Annotated in this window: 18 protein-coding genes; 6 read left to right on the forward strand and 12 right to left on the reverse strand. The window is 70.4% G+C overall.

Annotated elements, in window-relative coordinates:
• Window positions 1-39 precede the first annotated feature (39 nt).
• From OHT51_RS06490 to OHT51_RS06505, 4 genes are all read left to right on the forward strand, one after another.
• A complete protein-coding gene (locus tag OHT51_RS06490; protein WP_328877925.1) occupies window positions 40-909 on the forward strand; it encodes an SCO6745 family protein in 870 nt (289 codons plus the stop codon).
• Window positions 910-1,022: 113 nt separating this feature from the next.
• Window positions 1,023-1,154: an LPFR motif small protein gene (locus OHT51_RS06495; protein ID WP_010042827.1), complete on the forward strand. Its 132-nt coding sequence runs from the start codon at window positions 1,023-1,025 to the stop codon at window positions 1,152-1,154.
• Between the two features lie 123 nt (window positions 1,155-1,277).
• Window positions 1,278-3,653 (forward strand): Tex family protein, encoded by a 2,376-nt coding sequence (locus tag OHT51_RS06500; RefSeq protein WP_328877926.1) that lies wholly within the window; start codon window positions 1,278-1,280, stop codon window positions 3,651-3,653.
• A gap of 82 nt (window positions 3,654-3,735) precedes the next feature.
• Entirely contained in the window at window positions 3,736-4,311 is a 576-nt protein-coding gene (locus tag OHT51_RS06505) for a putative glycolipid-binding domain-containing protein (protein WP_328877927.1), read from the forward strand.
• On the opposite strand, the gene OHT51_RS06510 is transcribed toward OHT51_RS06505, so the two are convergent.
• The 5 genes from OHT51_RS06510 to OHT51_RS06530 form a co-directional block, all read right to left on the reverse strand.
• Window positions 4,308-5,948, reverse strand: a complete 1,641-nt coding sequence (locus tag OHT51_RS06510; protein ID WP_328877928.1) for an ABC-F family ATP-binding cassette domain-containing protein — start codon at window positions 5,946-5,948, stop codon at window positions 4,308-4,310. The genes OHT51_RS06505 and OHT51_RS06510 overlap by 4 nt on opposite strands.
• A gap of 80 nt (window positions 5,949-6,028) precedes the next feature.
• Window positions 6,029-7,051: an oxidoreductase gene (locus OHT51_RS06515; protein WP_328877929.1), complete on the reverse strand. Its 1,023-nt coding sequence runs from the start codon at window positions 7,049-7,051 to the stop codon at window positions 6,029-6,031.
• Window positions 7,052-7,222: 171 nt separating this feature from the next.
• Window positions 7,223-8,926 carry a BCCT family transporter gene (locus OHT51_RS06520; protein ID WP_328877930.1) on the reverse strand — a complete coding sequence of 568 codons (1,704 nt, stop codon included), beginning with the start codon at window positions 8,924-8,926 and terminating at the stop codon, window positions 7,223-7,225.
• An 88-nt stretch (window positions 8,927-9,014) separates the two neighbouring features.
• Window positions 9,015-10,286: a M14 family metallopeptidase gene (locus OHT51_RS06525; RefSeq protein WP_328877931.1), complete on the reverse strand. Its 1,272-nt coding sequence runs from the start codon at window positions 10,284-10,286 to the stop codon at window positions 9,015-9,017.
• Window positions 10,283-12,241 carry a Xaa-Pro dipeptidyl-peptidase gene (locus OHT51_RS06530; RefSeq protein WP_328877932.1) on the reverse strand — a complete coding sequence of 653 codons (1,959 nt, stop codon included), beginning with the start codon at window positions 12,239-12,241 and terminating at the stop codon, window positions 10,283-10,285. Before OHT51_RS06530 ends, OHT51_RS06525 begins: the two co-directional genes overlap by 4 nt.
• Window positions 12,242-12,448: 207 nt before the next feature.
• Here OHT51_RS06530 and OHT51_RS06535 point away from each other — a divergent pair, with 207 nt between their 5' ends.
• Complete coding sequence (locus OHT51_RS06535) at window positions 12,449-13,942, forward strand: M1 family metallopeptidase (protein ID WP_328877933.1); 1,494 nt, start codon at window positions 12,449-12,451, stop codon at window positions 13,940-13,942.
• A 14-nt stretch (window positions 13,943-13,956) separates the two neighbouring features.
• Here the strand turns inward: OHT51_RS06535 and OHT51_RS06540 are convergent, their stop codons facing one another.
• Window positions 13,957-14,868, reverse strand: coding sequence for a PfkB family carbohydrate kinase (locus OHT51_RS06540; protein ID WP_328877934.1), 912 nt, complete (start codon window positions 14,866-14,868; stop codon window positions 13,957-13,959).
• Window positions 14,869-14,997: 129 nt separating this feature from the next.
• On the reverse strand, window positions 14,998-16,464 hold the full coding sequence (locus OHT51_RS06545) for an amino acid permease (protein ID WP_328877935.1): 1,467 nt from the start codon (window positions 16,462-16,464) through the stop codon (window positions 14,998-15,000).
• Window positions 16,465-16,694: 230 nt separating this feature from the next.
• On the opposite strand from OHT51_RS06545, the gene OHT51_RS06550 reads away from it, so the two are divergent.
• Window positions 16,695-17,426, forward strand: coding sequence for a MerR family transcriptional regulator (locus OHT51_RS06550; protein ID WP_328877936.1), 732 nt, complete (start codon window positions 16,695-16,697; stop codon window positions 17,424-17,426).
• Here OHT51_RS06550 and OHT51_RS06555 read toward each other — a convergent pair.
• The 5 genes from OHT51_RS06555 to OHT51_RS06575 all read right to left on the reverse strand — a co-directional run bounded on the left by OHT51_RS06555 (window position 17,403) and on the right by OHT51_RS06575 (window position 23,952).
• Window positions 17,403-18,074: an SDR family NAD(P)-dependent oxidoreductase gene (locus tag OHT51_RS06555; protein ID WP_328877937.1), complete on the reverse strand. Its 672-nt coding sequence runs from the start codon at window positions 18,072-18,074 to the stop codon at window positions 17,403-17,405. The genes OHT51_RS06550 and OHT51_RS06555 overlap by 24 nt on opposite strands.
• 100 nt (window positions 18,075-18,174) lie before the next feature.
• A complete protein-coding gene (locus OHT51_RS06560; protein WP_328877938.1) occupies window positions 18,175-20,352 on the reverse strand; it encodes a 3-hydroxyacyl-CoA dehydrogenase NAD-binding domain-containing protein in 2,178 nt (725 codons plus the stop codon).
• 34 nt (window positions 20,353-20,386) lie between these two features.
• On the reverse strand, window positions 20,387-21,601 hold the full coding sequence (locus tag OHT51_RS06565) for an acetyl-CoA C-acetyltransferase (protein ID WP_328877939.1): 1,215 nt from the start codon (window positions 21,599-21,601) through the stop codon (window positions 20,387-20,389).
• A gap of 45 nt (window positions 21,602-21,646) precedes the next feature.
• Window positions 21,647-22,789, reverse strand: coding sequence for an acyl-CoA dehydrogenase family protein (locus tag OHT51_RS06570; RefSeq protein ID WP_328877940.1), 1,143 nt, complete (start codon window positions 22,787-22,789; stop codon window positions 21,647-21,649).
• Complete coding sequence (locus OHT51_RS06575; RefSeq protein WP_328877941.1) at window positions 22,786-23,952, reverse strand: CaiB/BaiF CoA transferase family protein; 1,167 nt, start codon at window positions 23,950-23,952, stop codon at window positions 22,786-22,788. Before OHT51_RS06575 ends, OHT51_RS06570 begins: the two co-directional genes overlap by 4 nt.
• Window positions 23,953-24,056 lie beyond the last annotated feature (104 nt).

The following is a 24,056-nucleotide window of genomic DNA, read 5'->3' on the forward strand; positions in this document are numbered from 1 at the left end:
GCCCGAATCACGTACCAAGCGGTTGGTAACGTGCCGGGCATGACTACTTCCGCCCTGGAACCGCGTGCCGCCCGCCGCTGCCACAACATGCTCAACTCCCTGCACTCCACGTCCTACTTCGCCCCCGAGACGGGGAAGGAGCTGGGCGACCTCGGGATCACGCACCCCAGGGCCGTCAACTTCGCGGTCAGGGCGGCCGCGCTGGGCCCGGTCGGGGCGGGTGCGGTGACGGCGACGTTCTACAACTACAAATACGACCTGGTGGCCCGGCACGTACCGGCGGTCTGGGCGATCGCGTCCCCGCAGGACGTACTGGCGGCACGCGCGCGTGCGGTCGATGCGGCGCTGCGTCGGCTGCTGGGCGAGGAGACGGTGACGTCCCCGGAGATGGCGGAGGCCGCGCACCTGGCGCTCCAGGCCACCGAGGCCTGTTCCCGCAGCGCCCGGCCCCTGTACTCGGCGCACGCGGACCTGCCGGTCCCCGAGGAGACCCACCTGGCCTACTTCCACGCCACGACGCTGCTGCGCGAGCACCGGGGTGACGGGCACCTCGCCGTACTGATGTCCGAGGGGCTCGACGGCCTCGAAGCCGTGGTGACCCACACGGCGACCGGCAAGGGAATGACGCCGAAGTGGGTGTGCAGCACGCGCGGCTGGACCCGGGAGGACTGGGACGCGGCGTCCGACCGCCTGCGCGAGCGCGGCCTCCTGGACGACACGGGTGACCTCACCCCGGCGGGCGTCGCCCTGCGCGAACGCATCGAGTCCGAGACGGACCGCCTCGACCGGGCTCCGTACGAACACCTCGGCGCGGAGCGGGTCGCCCGCCTCACGGAGCTCGCCACGGGGTTCACCCGCGCGGTGGTGGCGGCGGGGGCGTTCCCCCAGGACCTCCTCGGCAAGTCCTGATCGCCTGCGCCGGCCGGGCTGGGACAACCGGCTGCACAAGGCATTCGGATCACGCTGCATAGCAGGGCCGAGCTGCGGTACTCGGGGTCTCCAACCACAAGGAAGGTGATCACGTGTTCCGTGCAATCGCAGACGTACTGCGCCAGATCGGTGGCGCCATCGCGACCGTCGTCACGCTGCCGTTCCGCGCTCTCGCTCGGCTCTTCGGCGGAGCTTCCAGCAGCACGCGCAGCCGCAGGGTCTGATTTCGTCCCGCCGCCCGGCCCGCGACCCGCCACGACCTGGCCGGGTCGCCGCCCTGATCCCCGGTTGTCGGTGCTACCTGCCACAATTGCCGCGCAACCTCAGTGAGAAGGCGGGACGGGATCGTGACGACACCCCTCGTAGGGTCCATCGAAGACAGGATCGCCGCGGAGCTCGGCGTACGAGAGCGGCAGGTCAAGGCTGCCGTGGAGCTGCTCGACGGCGGTTCGACGGTGCCCTTCATCGCCCGCTATCGCAAAGAAGCGACCGAGATGCTCGACGATGCGCAGCTGCGCACGCTCGAGGAGCGGCTGCGCTATCTGCGGGAGCTGGAGGAGCGGCGCACGGCGATCCTCGAGTCGGTGCGTGAGCAGGGCAAGCTGACCGAGGAGTTGGAGGCCCGGATCCGCGGCGCCGAGACGAAGGCGCGGCTCGAGGACATCTATCTGCCGTTCAAGCCGAAGCGCAGGACCAAGGCGCAGATCGCCCGCGAGGCCGGCCTTGAGCCCCTGGCTGAGGGTCTGCTCGGCGACCCGACGGTCGACCCCTTTGCCGCCGCGGCGGCGTTCGTGGACGCCGACAAGGGCGTGGCCGATCCGCAGGCCGCCCTGGACGGCGCCCGGGCGATCCTCACGGAGCGGTTCGCGGAGGACGCCGACCTGATCGGCGAGCTGCGCGAGCGCATGTGGGGCCGCGGCCGGCTGGCCGCCAAGGTGCGGGAGGGCAAGGAGGAGGCGGGCGCGAAGTTCGCGGACTACTTCGACTTCGCCGAGCCGTTCACCGAGCTGCCCTCGCACCGCGTCCTGGCGATGCTGCGCGGCGAGAAGGAGGAGGTCCTCGACCTCGTCCTGGAGCCGGAGGAGCACACCGAGGGGCCCTCGTCGTACGAGGGCATCGTCGCCCACAAGTTCGCGATCGCCGACCGCGGCCGCCCCGGCGACAAATGGCTGAAGGACACGGTCCGCTGGGCCTGGCGGACCCGCATCCTCGTCCACCTCGGCATCGACCTGCGGCTGCGCCTGCGCACGGCCGCCGAGGACGAGGCCGTGGGCGTGTTCGCGGCCAACCTCCGCGACCTGCTGCTCGCCGCCCCGGCGGGCACGCGCGCGACGCTGGGCCTGGACCCCGGCTTCCGTACGGGTGTGAAGGTCGCCGTCGTCGACGCCACCGGCAAGGTGGTGGCCACCGACGTGATCCATCCGCACGTCCCGGCGAACAAGTGGGACGAGGCGATCGCCAAGCTCGCGCGGCTGGCGAAGGAGCACGCGGTCGAACTGGTCGCGATCGGCAATGGCACGGCGTCGCGCGAGACGGACAAGCTCGCCGGTGAACTGATCACCAAGCACCCGGAGTTGCAGCTCACCAAGGTGATGGTGTCCGAGGCCGGCGCCTCGGTGTACTCGGCCTCCGCCTTCGCGTCCCAGGAACTGCCCGACATGGACGTGTCGCTGCGCGGCGCGGTCTCCATCGCGCGCAGGCTCCAGGACCCGCTCGCCGAGCTGGTGAAGATCGACCCGAAGTCGATCGGCGTCGGCCAGTACCAGCACGACCTGTCCGAGGTGAAGTTGTCGCGCTCGCTGGACGCGGTGGTGGAGGACTGTGTGAACGGCGTCGGCGTCGACGTCAACACCGCCTCCGCACCGCTGCTCTCGCGCGTCTCCGGCATCACCTCCGGACTCGCCGAGAACATCGTGTCCCACCGCGACGCGAACGGCCCGTTCAAGTCCCGCTCGCAACTGAAGAACGTGGCACGGCTGGGCCCGAAGGCGTACGAGCAGTGCGCGGGCTTCCTGCGCATCCGCGGCGGCGACGACCCGCTGGACGCGTCCAGCGTGCACCCCGAGGCGTACCCGGTGGTCCGGCGGATGGTGAAGACGTCGGGCCAGGAGGTCGCCGCACTCGTCGGCAACACGAGCGTGCTGCGGTCGCTGAAGCCGAACGACTACGTGGACGAGACGTTCGGTCTGCCGACCGTCACGGACATCCTGAAGGAGCTGGAGAAGCCCGGGCGCGACCCGCGTCCCGCCTTCAAGACGGCCACCTTCAAGGAGGGCGTCGAGAAGATCGCCGACCTGGCGTCCGGGATGGTCCTGGAGGGCGTCGTGACGAACGTGGCGGCCTTCGGGGCGTTCGTGGACGTCGGTGTCCACCAGGACGGGCTGGTGCACGTCTCCGCGATGTCGAAGACCTTCGTCAAGGACCCGAGGGACGTGGTCAAGCCCGGTGACATCGTCAAGGTGAAGGTCCTCGACGTCGACATCCCGCGCAAACGGATCTCCCTGACCCTGCGCCTCGACGACGAGACCGCTCCCCAGGCCCAGCAGGGCGGGGGCGGCGGTGAGCGCCGGCAGCGGGGCGGGCGGCCGCCCCAGCAGCGCCAGGGCCGCGGCGGCGGTGGCGGTGGCGGAGGTGGCTCGCGCCAGGCACCGCCTCCGGCGAACAGCGCCATGGCCGACGCCCTGCGCCGCGCGGGTCTGGTCGACCCGAAGGGCAAGCGCTGACACGACACGCAGGGCCCGGACTCTCCGCACGACACGGATGTGACACGGAGGGTCCGGGCCCGTTCGCCCGTAGGGTGACGGCATGCCGAAGTCGCGTGTCATCACCTGGGCGGTGTCGGGGAGCAAGGGCATCGAGACCGCGTGGGCCGAGCTCGGCGACGATGCCCTGCGAGCCCGCGGCCGAGCCGTCGGGACGACGCCGGAGCCGTACTGGATCTCGTACGAACTCGACACGGCGGACGGCTTCGTGACGCGTCGGCTGCGCGTCACCGCCGAGTCCGCGGGCGGCACCCGCACGCTCGACCTGCGGCACGACGGAGCGGGCCGGTGGACGGCCGACGGTGAGCATCTGCCCGACGTAGACGGCGCCCTCGACTGCGACCTGGGCCTGTGCCCGCTGACCAACACGATGCCGGTGCTGCGGCACGGGCTCCGTCTGACGCCCGGGGAACGGGAGTTCCTGATGGCGTGGGTGTCGGTGCCCGACCTGGCGGTCCTGCCGTCTCGGCAGGCCTACAGGCACCTGGGGCGCAACCGGGTTCGCTTCGCCTCCGGAGACTTCCGCAGCGACATCGAGTTCGACGACGACGGCTTGGTCGTCGACTACCCGGAGCTGGCCGGCCGACTCGCTCGATCCGGCGGCGGAGCCCGTCGCTAGCGCTCGGTCACCTTGCCGTCGGCGACCTCCAGGCGGCGCGTGACATGGACCGCGTCGAGCATGCGGCGGTCGTGGGTGACCAGGAGCAGCGTGCCCTCGTAGGCGTCCAGGGCCGATTCCAGTTGCTCGATGGCCGGCAGGTCGAGGTGGTTGGTCGGCTCGTCGAGGACCAGGAGGTTGACTCCCCGGCCCTGCAGCAGCGCCAGCGCGGCCCGGGTGCGTTCGCCCGGGGAGAGGGTGGCCGCGGAGCGCAGGACATGGTCCGCCTTCAGACCGAACTTGGCCAGGAGGGTGCGCACTTCCGCCGGTTCGGTGTCCGGGACCGCGGCGCAGAAGGCGTCCAGCAGGGACTCCTCGCCGTGGAAGAGCTTGCGGGCCTGGTCGACCTCGCCGATCAGGACGCCGGAGCCGAGCGCCGACTGTCCGGCGGTGAGGGGGATACGGCCCAGCAGGGCGCCCAGCAGCGTCGACTTGCCCGCGCCGTTGGCGCCGGTGACGGCCACCCGGTCCGCCCAGTCGATCTGCAGGGACACCGGGCCGAGGCTGAAGGCGCCGCGGCGCACCTCGGCGTCGCGCAGGGTCGCGACCACCGCGCCGGAACGCGGTGCGGAGGCGATCTCCATGCGCAGTTCCCACTCCTTGCGCGGTTCGTCGACGACATCCAGGCGCTCGATCATGCGCTGGGTCTGGCGGGCCTTCGCGGCCTGCTTCTCGCTGGCCTCGCTGCGGAACTTGCGGCCGATCTTGTCGTTGTCGTTGCTCGCCTTGCGCCGCGCGTTCTTCACGCCCTTGTCCATCCAGGCGCGCTGGGTCTGTGCCCGGTCCTGGAGGGCGGCCTTCTTGTCGGCGTACTCCTCGTAGTCGTCGCGGGCGTGGCGGCGGGCCACGTCGCGCTCCTCCAGGTAGGCCTCGTAGCCGCCGCCGTAGAGGTTGATCTGCTGCTGGGCGAGGTCGAGTTCGAGGATCTTGGTGACCGTGCGGGTGAGGAACTCGCGGTCGTGGCTGACGACCACGGTGCCGGCGCGCAGGCCGCCGACGAACCGCTCCAGGCGCTCCAGGCCGTCGAGGTCCAGGTCGTTGGTCGGCTCGTCGAGCAGGAAGACGTCGTAGCGGGACAGGAGCAGCGAGGCGAGGCCGGCGCGGGCGGCCTGGCCGCCGGACAGGGAGGTCATCGGCTGGTCCAGGTCCACGGCCAGTCCCAGCGAGTCGGCGGTCTCCTCGGCCCGCTCGTCGAGGTCGGCGCCGCCGAGACCGAGCCAGCGCTCCAGGCTCGTGGCGTACGCGTCGTCGGCGCCCGGTGCCCCGTCGACGAGGGCCTGAGTCGCCTCGTCCATGGCGCGCTGGGCCTCGGCGACTCCCGTGCGCCGGGCCAGGAACTCCCGTACGGTCTCGCCGGGGCGCCGCTCGGGCTCCTGCGGGAGGTGACCGACGGTCGCGGTCGGCGGGGACAGCCGCAGGTCGCCCTCCTCCGGTGCGGTCAGCCCGGCGAGCAGGCGCAGCAGCGTGGACTTGCCCGCGCCGTTGGCCCCGACCAGGCCGATCACATCTCCGGGCGCCACGACGAGGTCGAGCCCGCTGAACAGGGAACGGTCGCCGTGACCGGCGGCGAGGTTCTTGGCGACGAGGGTGGCACTCACAGAGCGCGATCCTAGTCGCCGCGCAGGGCCGCGAGCACCTTCGTCTCAGCGGACCGGCGCCTCCAAGGGCCCGTACGCCCTCACCGCGCCATCGCCTCCACCAGCACACCCCCCGAGGTCCGCGCCACCACGAACGCCTCCCCCTTCACCGCTTTCGCGTCCAGCGCGATGCGGTGGCGGCCCGGTTCCAGGACGCCGTCGAAGACCTCGTGGGTGTGGGTGCGGTAGAGGCGGTCGACGCGGTACGCGGTGAGCTGGACGCGGCAGGGCGAGGTGACCTCGACGCCCGCCTCGCCGTCGGCGGCCACCAGGCGGGTCAGGCGCCGCTGTTCGACCGGGCTGCGGTCCAGTGCGTGTTCGATCTGTGCGACCAGCAACGGCACGATCGGCGCGAGGCCGTCGACATACGCGACGTCGACTCCGGCCTCCGTGAAGACACGGCGTGCGGCGGCCCGCTGCTCCTCGCCGATGCCACGACCGAAGGCGACGGCGCCATAGGTGCGCAGTTCGTCGACGGCGACGCCGCTCACGTCATCGGTGATCTCGGCGCCGATGCCGATGGTGCGCAGGGCGGCGGCGAGCTTGGCCAGGAGGGCGACGCGGGCGCCGATGAGCAGGACCCGGCGGCGCGGTGCCTCGGAGTCGCCGTCGAGCAGGGAGCCCAGCGCCGAGCGGTACTCGGCGCAGTGGAAACGGAAGGGTCCGATGCCGTGGTAGCCGTTGAGCTCCAGGTCGGCGTGTTCGTCGGTCTGCCAGGCGAAGTCCCGCCAGATGTAGTCGTCGCCGTCCTTGTCGATGAGCGCGGTGACCGCTCCGCAGGCGAGGTCCTCGCATTCGGGGCAGCCGTAGATGACATAGCGGCCGCCCGGAAGCGGGGCCTCCGCCTCCAGCAGCAGGCTGCGGACCTGCGCGGTGAAGATGGCGGGCGGCACGTCGGAGGCGAGCGGGGAGACGGCGTCGAGGTCGGACAGCTGGAACAGCAGCGGGCGTCCGTCGACGATGAAGTCCACGAAGTCCCGGTGCACCTGGTAGTCACCGTTGGCGAGGACGCCACCGGCACGCATCGCCGGTGCCAGGCCGAAGGTCGCGTACTCGGCAGACATGCTGTGAGTATCCCCAGGGCGGGACCGATATGAGCGCGGCATGACATATTCCGCTTACGTCCCTGGATGACGGCGAACAGGCGACCGACCGGATGCGTGGCCCGCCTGGGCGAGGCACGCGGGAGGGGGCGGCCTTCCGGCTCGCCCCCTCCGCGCCTGCGTGCGTACCGCTCAGCCGTGGTCGTGGCCCAGCGGGTCGCCCTCCGTCTCGGTGCCGGCGCCCGGGCCGACCCTGATCTCGAAGTCTCCGTCGTACTTCTTGTGGCCCTCGATCACGGCGAGTTCGACGGCCTCCGAGCCCATCTCGGTTCGCACGATGATCGGGTCCCGGCGCAGGTCGCGCACGAGTGCGACGCACATGCCGATCATCACGAGGACGAACGGCGCGGCGGCCAGGATCGTGAGGTTCTGCAGGCCGGTGAGCGCGTCGCCCTGACCGCTGCCGACGAGCAGCATGATGGCCGCGACGGCTCCGGTCACCACACCCCAGAACACGACGACGAACCGGCCGGGTTCCAGTGCACCCTTCTGGGACAGCGTGCCCATCACGATGGACGCGGCGTCGGCACCCGAGACGAAGAAGATGCCGACCAGGATCATCACCAGCAGGCTGGTGACGGTCGCGATCGGGAACTCCTGCAGGACGGCGAAGAGTTGACCCTCCGGGGTCTCCTCACCGCCGAGTGCGCCACCCTCCTTCAGCTTCATCGCCGTACCGCCGAAGATCGCGAACCAGATCAGGCTGACGGTGCTGGGCACGAGGATGACGCCGCCGACGAACTGCCGGATGGTGCGCCCGCGGCTGATGCGCGCGATGAACATGCCCACGAAGGGCGTCCAGGAGATCCACCAGGCCCAGTAGAAGACGGTCCAGCTGCCGAGCCAGTCCGCGACTCCCTCGCCGCCGCTGGCCTCGGTGCGGCCGGCGAGCTGGGGCAGATCGCCCAGGTAGGCGAAGATCGAGGTGGGCAGCAGGTCGAGCACGATGATCGTGGGGCCCGCGACGAACACGAAGACCGCGAGGATCAGGGCGAGCACCATGTTGGTGTTGGACAGCCACTGGATGCCCCGCTCGATGCCGGAGACGGCCGAGAGGACGAAGGCCAGGGTCAGTACGGCGATGATGGCGACGAGCAGGCCCTCGCTCACGTCGTCCATCCAGTCCAGCTCCTGGAAGCCGGAGCCGATCTGGAGCGCGCCGAGGCCGAGGGAGGCCGCGGAGCCGAAGACGGTGGCGATGATCGCGAGGATGTCGATCACCCGTCCCCCGGCACCGTTGGCGTGCTTCTCACCGATCAGCGGGGTGAACACCGCGCTGATGGTCTGGCGCCGACGCTTGCGGAAGGTGCTGTAGGCGATGGCGAGGCCGACCACCGCGTAGATCGCCCAGGGGTGCAGCGTCCAGTGGAAGAGGGTCGTGGCCATCGCCGTCTCCATGCGCTCGGCGGAGTCGGCGGGGGTGGTGCCGGGCGGTGGCGCGTTGTAGTGCGAGAGCGGCTCGCTCACGCCGTAGAACATCAGTCCGATACCCATGCCCGCGCTGAACATCATCGCGACCCAGGACACCGTCTTGAACTCGGGTTCCTCGCCCTCGGCGCCGAGGTGGATGCGGCCGTAGCGGCTGATCGCCAGCCACAGGGCGAAGACCACGAAGCAGGAGGCGGCGAGCATGAAGGCCCAGCCGCCATTGTGGATCAGGCCGTTGAGCATCTTCGTGGACACGCTCTCCAGCGAGTCCGTGGCTGCCCAGCCCCAGATCACGAAGGCCAGGGTGATGACGGCGGTGACGCCGAACACCACTCGGTCGGTGCTGCGGTGGCCGGAGTCGTCCGCAGGGCCTTCCCGGCCACCTCTCTTCTTAAGATCGTCAGTCATCAGCGGCACCTTCCCCGGGAAACCGTGGATACGCCCTCTCCACGTCGTCTCCCAGGACCTACCACAGATTCCCCCGATCGCAGCCGTTTCAGCAGTCGGTGTCCGGCTCAGCAGCAGTCAGGCGATACGGAGCGCGCTCGTCCAGAAGTAGCGGGACAAGGCCGCGCAAGGACTGCCGAAGCGGGACAAACGCCCCGGTAGCGGTCGATTTCGCCTTCACTCCGTGCAGCGCGAGCTCGTCCTTGACCTGCGCGTACTGGTCGGTGGTGAGCCGGTATCCGCACGGCGGGTCGGCGATCACCTCGGCGGGTTCGGCCGGGTCGTTGTCGGCGCCGCCGATGTAGACGGGTCCGGTGTCGGCGAACCCCGCGAGCCTGGCCAGGCCGGTCGCCACCTCGACCTGCCCTCGACGGGCGTCGGTGAAGTCGAACAGGCCGTCCAGCGCGGCGACTTGGGAGTACACCCGGCGCCGGTTGTTGAGCGACGCGTCGGCCTTCTCCTCCTCGGTCAGCGGATCGACGCGGCTCTCGATCAGCAGCCCCAGCGAGTGCTTCACGCCGGACATGTTCCGCAGGATGCGTTCCTGCCCGTCACCGGCGACCTGTTTGATCGGCTCGCCCGTCACGGGGTCGGTCCAGATCCCGTACGTACCGGTCGAGTAACCGGCGCCGGACGCGGCGGGGCGCACGTACGACTCGGAGAGGGTCCGCGCCTCCTCGTGGACGCGGGCGTCCGTGTTGAGGTTGCGCGGCCACAGGTCGAACAGGTCCTTGTCGTAGTACGGGGGTGTGGCGCCGTACTCGTGCAGGTCGTAGATCACGTCGGGGCGCTGGTCGCGGACGACCGCGGCCATGGCGCGCCCCTCGGCGGTCTGGAGTGCGAGGTGGTCGCGGTTGACGTCCACGCCGTCGCTGTTGCCGCGGGTGTCGGCGGCCCGGCCGTCGGGGTTGGCCGTGGGCACCACCAGCAGGGTGGTGCGCTCCAGGAAGCGCCGGGTCTGCCGGTCCTTCGCGTAGGCCAGATCGCGGACGGTGGACAGACAGGCCTCGCGGCCGGAGGGTTCATCGCCGTGCTGGCTGCAGATCAGCAGCACCTTGTTCGGGGTGGGGCGGGTGCCGATCCGGACGAGCTGGAGCGGGCGGTCCTGCTTCGTCGTACCGATGCGGGTGACGGAGACCCTGTTGCTCGCCTTGTCGACGGCCGCGAGGAAGTCCTGCTCCTCGGGCTGACTGGTCCAGCGGGCGCCGTCCGACTTCTCGAAGCCGGTGCGGGGCGCGGAGTCGGCGGCGTGGGCCGGTATGGCGACGATGGATGCGGCGAGGGCCGCGGCGACCAGGGTGACGGCTCGGGTGCGGATCACTGGCCTCCCTCCGGGATGCGGTGAGTGGTGGTGCGCGGTGCGCTCAGGCCGTCGAGCGGCGCGGCCTCGGGAGCTGCAAGGACGGAACCCGCCGTGGCGCGTGCGAAGGCGTGGGCGCCACCGACCAGCGGGACGCGGGCCTTCGTACGGGAGAGATCCAGGGTGAGCGTCGGCTTGGTCGACGGAGGGTCGATCAGGTCCTTGTCCGTGCCCGCGACGATCAGGGCGAGGCGGTGGCCGGCCGGGACCACGTGGTCGGTGGCCGCCAGGTCGACGGTGATGGTGTACGCCTTGCCCGGGGTGAGCGGCGCGCCCTCCAGGTCGGAGGCGTGGTTGCCCAGGTCGGCCCAGCCGCGGCTGACGACGGTGTAATCGACGTCGGCCGTCTTGGCCTGCGTCTCCTTGAAGCAGGCGCTGTCGCCGGGGGTGCTCGCGCCCCAGCAGGTGCGGTCGGTGAGGGTGGTGATGCCTTCGCCTCTCGCCGCGTAGTCGCGGATGGTGTCGGGGCCGAGGTCCACGAGGACGGCGGAGAGGTGGGCCGTCGAGGTGGTCGGGGTCGCGGTGACGGTGACCTCGGACGAGCCGGACAGGCGCAGGTCGCGGGTGAGCGGCTTGGTGACGAAGCCCGCCTTGTCCGGGGTGGTCCGGTCGATGTTCGCGGCCCAGTCGGTCTCGCTGTGCTGCGGGTCGTCGGTGAAGGTCTCGGTGCCCTTGCCCTTTCGCAGGCCGAGGGTGCCGACGCCCGCCTCGGTGCCCTTGGCGGGGCGCAGGGTGGTCGGGTCGGTGCCGCGCGGCGGCCAGACCTTCGAGGTGGCCCACTGGTCGGGGTGGCGCTCGATATCGGCCATCGGCTCACGGTCGATGCCGTTGTCGTAGCCGAGGAGCTCGTGGTCGAACCAGCGGTGCAGGGTGTCGACCCACTCGGCGCGGCGGAAGTCGAAGGGGTCGACATGGCCGGTCTGGGAGAGCCAGATCTTGCGCTCGACGCCGTTCTTCGCCAGCGCGTCCCACCACTGGCCGACGTGCTTCATACGGACGTTGAGGTCCTGCATGCCGTGGATCAGGAAGACGCTCGCCCTGAACTTGCGCGCATCCTTCACGTAGTCACGCTCGGTCCACAGCGGCGTCCAGTCGCCGGTGCGCGGGGCCCCGTCGACGAGCTTCTGCTGGACGGCACCGCACTTGGCGCGGGCGTCGGGGCTGTTGACGTAGTCGGAGAGCCACTCGGGGCCGGAGTCGTACAGCGGGGCACCCTGCTGGAAGTAGTAGTCGTACCAGGAGGAGATGGCGCTGATCGGGACGATGGTCCGCAGGCCCTCGACGCCGGTTGCGGCGACGCCGTTGGCGATGGTGCCGTCCCAGCTCTTGCCGATCATGCCGGTGCGGCCGTTGGTCCAGGTCGCCTTGGCCTTGGTCGTGCCGGTGCGGGTCGTGTACGCCTTGCCGCGGCCGTTCAGCCAGTCGACGACGGCCTTCGCGGAGAGGACGTCGGAGCGGCCGCCGACGTCCACGCAGCCGTCGGAGCGGTTGGTGCCGGCGAGGTCGACGCCGACAAAGGCGTAGCCGCGGGGCACGAAGTAGTTGTCGTAGAACAGCGGCATCCCGACGACGTCGCCGTCGGCGTCGTACGTCTTCTTCTGGCTCTCGTTGCCACGTCCGCAGCACGAGTAGTACGGGCTGGCGTCCATGATGACGGGGATCCTGCGGCCCTGCGCCGCCGGCTCCCGGGGCCGGACGACGTCGACGGCGACGCGGTCGTTCTTCCCGTCGCGGTCGTCGTCGAGTCCGGTGTCCACCCATACGGCCTCGCGGATGGCGTTGTCGTACGAGTACACGGGCTTGCTCTCCCGCGGGGCGGCGTGCGCCGTCGCGGGTGAGAGGAACGTGGCCATCAGCGCGGCTGCGGCCACCGTCGCGAGCGGTCTCCAGATCATGAAGCGCATGCGTTTCGGCATGCGCGGACGGTACATCGGTCAACTCTCGTGCAGAAGGGGGCGACTGATGGCGTGTGAGGCCTTCGTGGCCGATAAACGTCTGCCGGGCGAGTGGATTCATGTCGGCCGAATGGCGATCGTGTGACAGCAGTGGTCATGGACACACTCGTGACACAGGTGGTGAATAGGCTCCGGACAGACTTCGGGCCCCTACGACTTGGAGCTTTCGTGCACCGCAGATTCATGGCGCCGGGCGCACTCGCGGCCGCCTCGCTGATGCTGGCGATCCCGGCCTCGGCGGCGAGCCACTCCCCCGGCGCTCCGGGCATCGGCGATCCCTACTACCCGGCCTACGGCAACGGCGGATACGACGTCTCCCACTACGACCTCCGGCTGAAGTACCAGCCGGCCACGGACGAGCTGGAGGGGACGGCGACCCTGCTGGCGAAGACCACACAGGATCTGTCCCGGTTCAATCTTGATTTCCTGCTGGACGTCAGCGAGGTCCGGGTCAACGGCGCGAAGGCGTCGTTCGCGACCTCGGGCGAGCACGAGCTGGAGATCACGCCGAAGAAGCCGCTGGCCAAGGGCACGGACGTCACGGTGGTCGTGCGCTACCGCGGCGTACCGTCGTCGAAGAAGGCGTACGGCTTCACCAGCTGGCACCGCACTGCGGACGGCGGAGTCGGGGCGAACGGGCCCGAGGCCGCGTGGTGGTGGTTCCCCAGCAACGACCACCCGCTCGACAAGGCGACGTACGACGTCTCGGTGCAGGTCCCGGACGGCACGCAGGCCATCTCCAACGGCACACTGCAGTCGACGAGTTCACGCCTGGGATGGACCCGCTACAACTGGCGCTCCGACAAACCGCAGGCGACATATCTCGCCACGCTCGCGGTCGGCAAGTTCGACGTGACGACGGGGACGAGCGAGAGCGGCATTCCGGTCATCAACGCCTACAGCAAGGACCTGGGCGCCAACTACGGCGCGGCGCGGGCGAGCATCGAGCGGACCGGGGAGATCGCCGACTGGCTGACCGGCTACTTCGGGCCGTATCCCTACAACGCCCTCGGCGGGTATGTGCCGAACACGAACACCGGGTACGCGCTGGAGACGCAGACCCGGCCGTTCTACAGCCCGTCGAACTTCGCGAACGGAACGAACACCTCTGTCGTCGTCCATGAGCTCGCCCACCAGTGGTACGGCGACCTGGTGTCCGTGAAGGACTGGAAGGACATCTGGATCAACGAGGGGTTCGCCCGCTACGCACAGTGGCTGTGGTCGGAGCACGAGGGTGAGGGCACGGCGCAGGAGATCGCCGACTACGTGTACGCCTCGCGTGCGGCCGACGATGCGTTCTGGTCGGTCAAGCCCGGGGATCCGGGGCCGGAGAAGCAGTTCCACATCGCCGTCTACGACCGGGGTGCGCTGACCCTGCAGGCGCTGCGCAACGAGATCGGGGACGAGGCGTTCTTCGCCATCCTCAAGGGCTGGACGCAGAAGTACGCCTACGGCAACGCGTCGGTGGCCGACTTCCAGCGGTACGCCGAGGAGGTGTCCGGGCAGCCGCTGGCAGCGCTCTTCGACACATGGCTGTTCGAGCCGTCGAAGCCGGCCGCGCCGACCGCACGCGCGGCGTCCATCGCCAGGTCGGGCGCGGATCCGGTACAGCCGAAGTCCTGGAAGAAGATCGCGGCGACGAACGGCGTGCACGAGCACTGACGTCGTCGGGCGTCCTATGAACCCTCGCATGCGGCTGCGCTCTCGATGAGTTCGTCCCTGCCCATCGGTGCCGTCCGCGTCGACGGCACCGTGCAGGCATGGGCGCCGGCCACCGCGCCGTACAGCGCACATCGGTGCGGTGGCTCGCCGGTGAGCCTGCCGTAGAGGAAGGCGGCGGCGAAGGCGTCACCGGCGCCGTTGGAGTCGATGACCGGGGCGGGGGGCCGGACCGGCGGGACGTGGCTCAGCTCGCCGTCGGTCAGCAGGTAGGCGCCCTCGGCTCCGGCCGTGGCCACGACCACCTCGGCCCTGCCCTTCTCGGCAATTCGGCGCATGGTCCGCTCGGGGTCGTCCAGGGCGGCCGTCGAGAGGAACACGACGTCCGCCGCGTGGGCGAACGACTCGTGGTACGGGTTCTCGCCGTCCCAGTTGTGGAGGTCGGTGGAGAGCGTGACACCGGCCTCGCGGAGGAGGGGCAGGGCGTGGGCGCACGGCTGGGTGATGGAGACGTGCGCATGGCGGCTCGCGTCGGCGAGAGACCGGACCGTCTGTTCCGGCAGGCGGTCCCCGGCGTGTCCGCGGCTCGTGTCGTAGAGGGACAGCCGTCTGCCGTCCGGGCCGACCAGGTTGACCGCGCGCTTGGTGCCGGCGGGCTGCGGGATCGCGGTGAGGGCGATGCCGTGTTCGCGGTGCAGGGCGCGGACGAGGTCGCCCTCGGGGTCCTCGCCGAGGAAGTCGACGTGGTGGGTGCGCAGGCCGAGGCTGCTCAGACCGACGGCCACGAAGTCCCCGGTCTGTCCGGCGCGGGTGCGGATCCCTGAGTCGATCATGTAGCTGTCGGCGTACGGGAGCGGCAGCTCGGGGACGTACACGATGGTGTCCACGCCGGCGCCGCCCAGCACGAGTACGTCGGTGTCTCGGCTCAACTCCGGCCCTCCATGGTCGTACCGCCCCCTTGGGGCGATCATGCCCACGCAACGGTGGCGTCACCCCGGACATACGTGATCTCCGGTATGACGCCACCGTAGAGGCCGCCTCTGACAACGGCCTTGGGACTACTTCGTGAGCTCGGTCAGCTCCTGGTCCTCCGCGCGGGCCGCCCTGCGGCGGATCGCGTACCAGCCTGCGACCAGCATCGCGGCGATCACCGGGATGAGGAGGAGGGTCTTGCGGCCGACCTCGGGGTCGTTCCACATCATGCCGAGGCAGGCGAGCAGGAAGACGATCGTGGCGATCTCCGTGACCGGGCTGCCGGGGAGGCGGAAGTGCGGTCGGTCCACCAGGCCCGCCTTGGCGCGGCGGACGAAGATCAGGTGGCAGATCATGATGATCACCCAGGTCGAGATGATGCCGAGGGAGGCGACGTTCAGCACGATCTCGAAGGCCTGGCTGGGCATGAGGTAGTTCAGGCCGACGCCCAGGACGCACACCGCGCAGGTGAGCAGGATGCCGCCGTAGGGCACCTGGCTGCGGTTCATGCGGGCCGTGAACTTCGGGGCCGAACCCGCCATCGCCATGGAGCGCAGGATGCGGCCCGTGGAGTAGAGGCCGGAGTTCAGGGAGGACATCGCCGCCGTCAGGACCACCAGGTTCATCACGTCGCCCGCGGCCGGGACGCCGATCTTCGACAGCACGGTGACGAACGGGCTCTGGTCGGCCGAGTACACCGAGCCGGGCAGGAGGAGGGCCAGCAGGACGACCGAGCCGACGTAGAAGACACCGACGCGCCACATGATCGAGTTCACCGCGCGCGGGACGACCTTCTCCGGCTCGGCGGTCTCGCCCGCCGCGACACCGACCAGCTCCAGGGCGGCGTACGCGAAGATCACGCCCTGCATGACCAGGACGACGGGCATCAAGCCGTGCGGGAAGACGCCGCCGTTGTCGGTGATCACGCTCAGGCCGGGCGTCGTACCACCCACCTCCTGCTGAGTGGCCAGCAGGAAGATGCCGACGAACATGAAGGCCACCAGCGTGGCGACCTTGATGATCGCGAACCAGAACTCCATCTCGCCGAAGATCTTCACCGAGATCAGGTTCACCGCGAGGACCACCGCCAGGGCGATCAGGGCCAGCACCCACTGCGGGATGTCGGTGAACAGGCTCCAGTAGTGCGTGTAGAGCGCGATCGCGGTGATGTCGGCGATGCCGGTCGTCGACCAGTTCAGGAAGTACATCCAGCCGGCGACGTAGGCGCCCTTCTCACCGAGGAACTCACGTGCGTACGACACGAAGGAGCCGGACGAGGGGCGGTAGAGCACGAGCTCGCCGAGGGCCCTCACCACGAAGAAGGCGAAGATGCCGCAGACCAGGTAGGCGATCGCCAGCGCCGGGCCCGCGTTGTGGAGGCGGCCGCCGGCGCCGAGGAAGAGGCCGGTGCCGATGGCCCCGCCGATGGCGATCATGTTGACGTGGCGGGCCTTGAGGTCCTTGCTGTAACCGGCGTCGCCCGCATCCGCGGGCACCTGGGCCGCGTCGGTGCGGGGTGCGGCCACTGCCGTATTCACGGCGTCCTTGCTCACGGGTGGTACCAATCTCTGGTGCGCCCGAGCGGATTGCGCTCGGGCGGCCGGACGTACGTATGGCCTGTGCGCTTGATAAGTGCACAGACCAAGGGGTCACCTTCCCCCAGGCAACCCGGCTCACGCGGTGGCGGACGTCACACAGCGTTACTTCTCACACGGCGGTCCCGCCCCGCCCCACGAGTCGCCGGAGGTGTCACAGCACCGGTGAGACAGCGATACTGCTGCACATGACGACCGGCACCGAGGAGACGACCCTCACGATCGACGAGCTGGCCGCGCGGGCGGGCATGACGGTCCGCACGGTGCGGTTCTACGGAACCAAAGGGCTGCTGCCGCCTCCGGTGCTGGGTCCGCGCAGGGTGGGCCACTACGGGCGCGAGCACCTGGCCCGGCTGGCGCTCATCGAGGAGTTGCAGCAGCAGGGCATGACGCTCGCGGCGATCGAGCGGTATGTGCAGCAGCTGCCGCCGGATCTGGACGCCCATGACCTCGCCATTCACCGGGCCGTGGTGGCCTCGTGGGCGCCGGAGGCGGTGGAGACGGTCTCGCGGGCGGAGCTGGAGCGGCGGGCGGGGCGGGCGCTCGGCGACGACGACGTAGAGCGGCTGGCCGCGATGGGTGTGGTGAAGCCGGACGGCGGCGGCGAGGGCGGTGCCGGCTATCGCGTCGACCTCGGGCTGCTGCGGCTGGGAGTCGGGCTGCTGGACGTACCGCTGTCGCAGGAGGCGATCCTCGCGGCGCGCAAGGTCCTCATCGAGCACTCGCGTGCCGCCGCGCACGAGTTGGCGCAGCTGTTCCGCGGGGAGGTCTCGGAACGCGCGGCACGGGACGTGAAGTCGCTGTCCGCGCACATGCAACCTCTGGTGGTGCAGGCTCTGTTGACGACCTTTCAGCGGTCGCTGCGCGAGGAGCTGCGGGACTGGCTGGGCGGCGTCTCAGGTGAAGGCCGATCCGCCTGACACGTCGAGTGTCTGCCCGGTCAGGAAGCCGCTGCCCTCGTCGACGACGTACAGCAGCGTCGAGACCAGGTCGGACGGCGTCTGCGCCCTCGGCACCACCTGCCGGTCGCGGACCAAGCCGGTCGCGATGGCGTTGACGGTGATGTCGTAGGGCGCGAGGGCGGTGGCGAGCGAGCGGGTGAAGCCGATCAGGCCCATCTTCGAGGCGACGTACGGGACCATCGTGGGCGGGGCGGTGAGCACGGCCGCCGAGGCGATGTTGACGACGCGGCCCCGGCCGGCCGCCTTCAGATACGGCAGCGCGGCGCGGGTCACCAGGAACGGTGCCTCCAGGTTGACGCGCATGATCCGGCGCCACTCCTCGACCGACGTCTCCTCGAAGGGGTTCGCGGGCTGGACGTCGGCACTGTTGACGACGACGTGCAGCGTGCCGAACCGGTCGATGACGCGCTCCAGTCCCCGGCGCACCTGAGCCTCGTCGGTGACGTCGGCCGTCAACTCCACGTAGTCCAGGATCTTTCCGGCGGTCTCCGGTTGCGGGACGAGGTCCAGACCGGCGACCCGGTAGCCGCGCCCGGCGAGCGCGACGGCGAACTCCTGCCCGAGGCCCTGCGCCGCTCCGGTCACCAGGGCGGTACGCGTCTCCATGAGGCGAGTGTGATGAGCCGTCAGGAACTGGGCAAGGGGGCCTGTGCTCCCCAACGGGCCCTGGGGCGGCGGGGCGAGGAACTCCCCGCCGCCCCCGGCGTCACGCGTCCCCGAAGCGCTCGCCCTTCCCCGCCTTCTCCACCAGCAGCGCCGGCGGCGTGAACCGGTCGCCGTACTGCTGCGCCAGCTCACGCGCGCGGGCCGTGAAACCGGCGACGCCGCCCTCGTAGCCGTTGATGTACTGCAGGACACCACCGGTCCAGCCGGGGAAGCCGATGCCGAAGATGGAGCCGATGTTGGCGTCGGCGACCGACGTCAGGACGCCTTCCTCCAGGAGCCGGACGGTGTCCAGGGCCTCGGAGAACAGCATGCGTTCCTGCATGTCCCGGAAGGGGATCTGCGCGCCCTCGCGGGTGAAGTGCTCGCGCAGGCCCGGCCACAGGCCCGCCCGCTTGCCGTCCGCGTCGTAGTCGTAGAAGCCCGCTCCCCCGCTGCGGCCCTCGCGGCCGAACTCGTCGACCATGCGGTCGATGACGGCTTCCGCGGGGTGGGACGCCCACACGCCGCCCGCCTCCTCCACGGCCCGCTTCGACTCGTTGCGGATCTTCCGCGGGAGGGTGAGCGTCAGCTCGTCCATCAGGGACAGGACCTTGGCCGGGTAACCCGCCTGGGCCGCCGCCTGCTCCACCGACGCGGGCTCGATGCCCTCGCCGACCATCGCCACGCCCTCGTTGATGAAGTGACCGATGACGCGGGAGGTGAAGAAGCCGCGGGAGTCGTTGACGACGATCGGCGTCTTGTTGATCTGCCGGACCAGGTCGAAGGCGCGGGCCAGCGCCTCGTCGCCCGTCCGCTCGCCCTTGATGATCTCGACGAGCGGCATCTTGTCGACGGGCGAGAAGAAGTGCAGTCCGACGAAGTCGGCCTGGCGGTCCACTCCCTCGGCCAGCACGGTGATCGGCAGGGTCGAGGTGTTGGAGCACAGCAGCGCGTCCGGCTCGACGATGCCCTGGATCTCCTGGAAGACCTTGTGCTTGAGCTCGGGGTTCTCGAAGACGGCCTCGATGACCGCGTCGCAGCCGGCCACGTCCTGCGGGTCGGCCGTCGGCGTGATGCGGGCCAGCAGCGCGTCGGCCTTCTCCTGCGTCGTACGGCCCCGGGAGACCGCCTTGGCGCACAGCTTCTCGGAGTAGCCCTTGCCCTTGACGGCGGCTTCCAGCGCCACGTCCTTGAGGACCACCTCGATGCCCGCGCGGGCGCACGAGTAGGCGATGCCCGCGCCCATCATCCCGGCGCCCAGCACGGCGACCTTGCGGACCTTGCGGGGCTCGATGCCCTCGGGCCGGTTGGCGCCGGAGTTGACGGCCTGGAGGTCGAAGAAGAACGCCTGGATCATGTTCTTCGACGTCTGGCCGGCCGCCAGCTCGACGAAGTAGCGCGCCTCGATGACCTGCGCGGTCTCGAAGTCGACCTGGGAGCCCTCGACGGCCGCCGCGAGGATGTTGCGCGGGGCCGGGTACGGGGCGCCGTTGGTCTGCTTGCGCAGGCCGGCCGGGAAGGCGGGCAGGTTCGCCGCGAACTTGGGGTTGGCGGGCGTGCCGCCGGGGATCTTGTAGCCCGGCCGGTCCCAGGGCTGCTGCGACTCGGGGTGGGCCTCGATGAAGGCGCGGGCCTTGGCGAGCAGTTCCTCCTGGGTGGCGGCCACGTCGTCGATCAGGCCGTTCTGCAGGGCCCGCTGCGGGTTGTACTGGGTGCCCTGGAGGAGGACCTTCAGCAGGGCGTCGGCGATGCCGAGGAGGCGGACGGTACGGACGACGCCGCCTCCGCCCGGGAGCAGGCCGAGGGTGACCTCGGGACAGCCGATCTTGGAGCCGGGCGCGTCGAGGGCGATGCGGTGGTGGCAGGCGAGCGCGATCTCGTAACCGCCGCCCAGGGCTGCGCCGTTCATCGCGGCGACGACCGGCTTGCCCAGGGTCTCGATGCGGCGCAGCTGGCGCTTGATCGCCATGCCGCCCTCGAAGAGGTCCTGCGCGGTGTCCGGGGTGACCCTGATCAGGTCGCGCAGGTCGCCGCCGGCGAAGAAGGTCTTCTTGGCGGAGGTGATGATGACACCGCGGATGGTGTCCTTCTCGGCCTCCAGCCGGTCGGTGATCACGGCGAGGGAGTCGCGGAACGCCTGGTTCATGGTGTTCGCGGACTGGTTCGGGTCGTCGAGGACCAGCGTGACGACGCCGGCGCGGTCCTGTTCCCAGCGGATGGTGGTGGACTCAGTGCTCATGTGGAGGTGCTCCGTGTGATCCGTCGGGAGGGGGTCAGATGCGCTCGACGATCGTGGCGATGCCCATACCGCCGCCCACGCACAGCGTGGCGATGCCGTACCGCTTGTCCTGGCGCTCCAGTTCGTCGACGAGCGAGCCGAGGATGATCGCGCCGGTCGCGCCGAGCGGGTGGCCGAGGGCGATCGCGCCGCCGTTGACGTTGACCTTGTCCAGGGACAGGCCCATGTCCTTCACGAAGCGCAGGACGACGGCCGCGAAGGCCTCGTTGATCTCGACGAGGTCGATGTCGTCGATGGTCAGCCCGGCCTTGGCGAGCGCCTTGCGGGTCGCGGGCGCGGGGCCGGTGAGCATGATGGTGGGCTCGGAGCCGGAGACGGCGGCGGAGACGATGCGGGCGCGCGGGGTGAGGCCGTATCGCTCGCCGACCTCCTTGTTGCCGATCGCGACGAGCGAGGCGCCGTCGACGATGCCGGAGGAGTTGCCCGCGTGGTGGACGTGGTCGATCTTCTCGACCCAGTGGTACTTCTGCAGGGCGACGGCGTCGAAGCCGCCCAGGTCGCCGATGTCCGCGAAGGACGCCTTCAGCTTGGCGAGGGAGTCGGCGGTGGTGCCGGGGCGCATGTGCTCGTCGTGGTCGAGGACGACGAGGCCGCTGCGGTCCTTCACCGGGACGACGGAGCGGTCGAAGCGGCCCTCCTTCCAGGCCGTCGCCGCCCGCTCCTGGGAGAGCGCCGCGTACTCGTCGACGTCGCGGCGCGAGAAGCCCTCGATGGTGGCGATCAGGTCGGCGCCGATGCCCTGCGGCACGAAGTTGACGGCGAGGTTGGTCATCGGGTCGTTGAACCAGGCGCCCCCGTCGGAGGCCATCGGCACCCGGGACATGGACTCGACGCCGCCCGCGAGGACGAGGTCCTCGAAGCCCGAACGGACCTTGGCGGCAGCCATGTTCACCGCCTCCAGGCCCGACGCACAAAAGCGGTTCTCCTGCACGCCCGCGACCGTGTCCGGCAGCCCGGCGGCGATCGCGGCGATGCGGGCGATGTCGGAGCCCTGGTCGCCGACCGGGCCGACGACGCCGAGCACGATGTCGTCGATCGCGGCAGGGTCCAGGGTCGGGAAGCGGTCGCGGAGCTCGTGGATGAGGCCGACGACCAGGTCGATCGGCTTGGTGCCGTGCAGGGCGCCGTTCGCCTTGCCGCGGCCGCGCGGGGTGCGGATCGCGTCGTACACGTACGCTTCGGTGCTCACTGGGAAGCCTTTCGGGGATGAGGGTCAGCCGAGCAGGAAAGAGCCTTAGCCCAGCAGGGAACGGCCGATGATCTCCTTCATGATCTCGGTCGTCCCGCCGTAGATGGTCTGGATACGGCCGTCGGTGAAGGCCCGGGCGACCGGGAATTCGCTCATGTAGCCGTAGCCGCCGTGCAGTTGCAGACAGCGGTCGGCGACCCGCTTCTGCAACTCGGTCGCCCACCACTTGGCCATGGAGGCGTGCACGGCGTCGAGCTCGCCGTTGTCGTGGTCCGCTATGCAGCGGTCGAGGAAGGTGCGGGTGACGGCACACTCGGTGGCCATCTCGGCGATCTCGAACCGGACGTGCTGCTTGGTGGCCAGCGGCCGGCCGAAGGCCTCGCGTTCCTTGACGTAGTCGGTGGTGATCTCCAGCAGGTGCTCGGCCGCGGCGATCGCGGACACCGCGATACTCAGCCGCTCCTGCGCGAGGTTCGTCATGAGATGGACGAAGGCGCCGTTGAGGGCGCCGAGGAGGTTCTCCTTGGGCACGCGGACGTCGTGGAAGAACAGTTCGGCCGTGTCCTGCGCCTTCTGGCCGATCTTGTCGAGGTTGCGGCCGCGCTCGAAGCCCTCCATGCCGCGCTCGACGACGAGCAGCGACAGCCCGTGCGCGCCGCCCTCGGGGGTCGTCTTCGCGACGACGATCACCAGGTCGGCGAGGATGCCGTTGGAGATGAACGTCTTGGAGCCGTTGAGGACCCAGTGGTCGCCGCGGTCCTCGGCGTGGGTACGGATGCCCTGGAGGTCGGAGCCGGCGCCGGGTTCGGTCATGGCGATGGCCGTGATCAGCGTGCCGTCGCAGAAGCCGGGCAGCCAGCGACGCTTCTGCTCGTCGGTGGCGAGCGATGTGAGGTAAGGGCCGATGATGTCGTTGTGCAGGCCGAGCGCGAGGCCCGGGGCGCCCGCGCGCGTGAACTCCTCGGCGAGGACGGCGCTGTAGCGGAAGTCGGGGGTGCCGCCGCCTCCGTACTCCTCGGGCACGGCGAAGCCGAGCAGGCCCTGCTTTCCGGCCGCGCGCCAGGCGTCCCGGGAGACGATGCCGTCCTTCTCCCACTGCTCGTAGTACGGCAACACCTCCCTGGCCAGGAAGCTGCGCACGGTCGCGCGGAACGCGTCGTGCTCGGGGGCGAAGATCTGCCGCTTCATTCGTGGCCCTTCATACCGGCGTCCTCCACATCGAGGCCCTTCATCAGGTCGGGTACGTCCCAGTCGCGTGCCACGTCCGCGGTGTCGGCGCCGGGCTGGGCGGGTCCGGTGCGTACGGCGGTGGGCGTCGCGGAGAAGCGGGGCGCGGGGGCGGGCTGGGTGATGCCGCCGTGGTCGGTGAAGGTGCCGCGGGCCGCCAGGTGCGGGTGGTGCGGGGCCTCGTGCAGGGACAGTACGGGCGCCACACAGGCGTCGGTCCCTTCGAACACGGCCGTCCACTCGTCCCGCGTTCGGGCCTTGAAGCGCGCCGCGACCGCCTCGCGCAGCTCGCCCCAGCGGGCCCAGTCCTTGCGCGCGCCGGCGTGTTCGGGGATCTCCAGAAGCGTCACGAACTCGTCGTAGAACTGCGGCTCCAGCGCGCCGACGGCCATGTACCGCCCGTCGGCGGTCTCGTAGGTGCCGTAGTACGGGCAGCCGCCGTCCAGGAGGTTCGCACCGCGCCGGTCCTGCCAGCCGCCGGCGGCGAGCATGCCGTGGATCATCGCGGCGAGGTGGGAGGTGCCGTCGACGATGGCGGCGTCGACGACCTGGCCGGAGCCGGTCGCGCACGCGTGGTGGAGGGCGGCGAGGACGCCGACGACGAGGTAGAGGGAGCCGCCGGCGTAGTCGCCGACCAGGTTGGCGGGCACCGCCGGAGGTTCGTCGGGGCTGCCGATCATGCCGAGGGTGCCGGTGAGCGCGATGTACGCGATGTCGTGGCCGGCGCGGTGGGCGAGCGGCCCCTCCTGCCCCCAGCCGGTCATGCGGCCGTAGACGAGGCGGGGGTTGCGGGCGTGGCAGGCCTCGGGGCCGACGCCGAGGCGCTCGGCGACGCCGGGGCGGTTGCCCTCGATCAGGATGTCGGCGCGGGCGGCGAGGTCGAGGACGCGGGCCGCGCCGTCGGCGGACTTCAGGTCGACGATCACGGAGCGCTTGTTGCGGTTGGTGATGTCGTACTCGGTGTTGATCGCGAGTCCCGTGCCGCCGGGCCGGTCCACGCGGACGACGTCGGCGCCCAGGTCGGCCAGGAGCATGGCGGCGAAGGGGCCGGGCCCGATGCCGGCCAGCTCGACCACGCGCACGCCGGTGAGCGGGCCGTGCCCGGGCGTCGGTGCCGTTGTCATCCTGCCCCCATTGGCGTGACACAACTGATGTAACACCAGTGATGCTAAGAACGTGTTCCAGCGGACACAAGACCTGACGAGCAAGCGCTTAGCCAATTTACCGG

It is taken from the genome of Streptomyces sp. NBC_00299 (assembly GCF_036173045.1).
In the GTDB taxonomy this organism is placed as follows: Bacteria; Actinomycetota; Actinomycetes; order Streptomycetales; family Streptomycetaceae; genus Streptomyces; species Streptomyces machairae.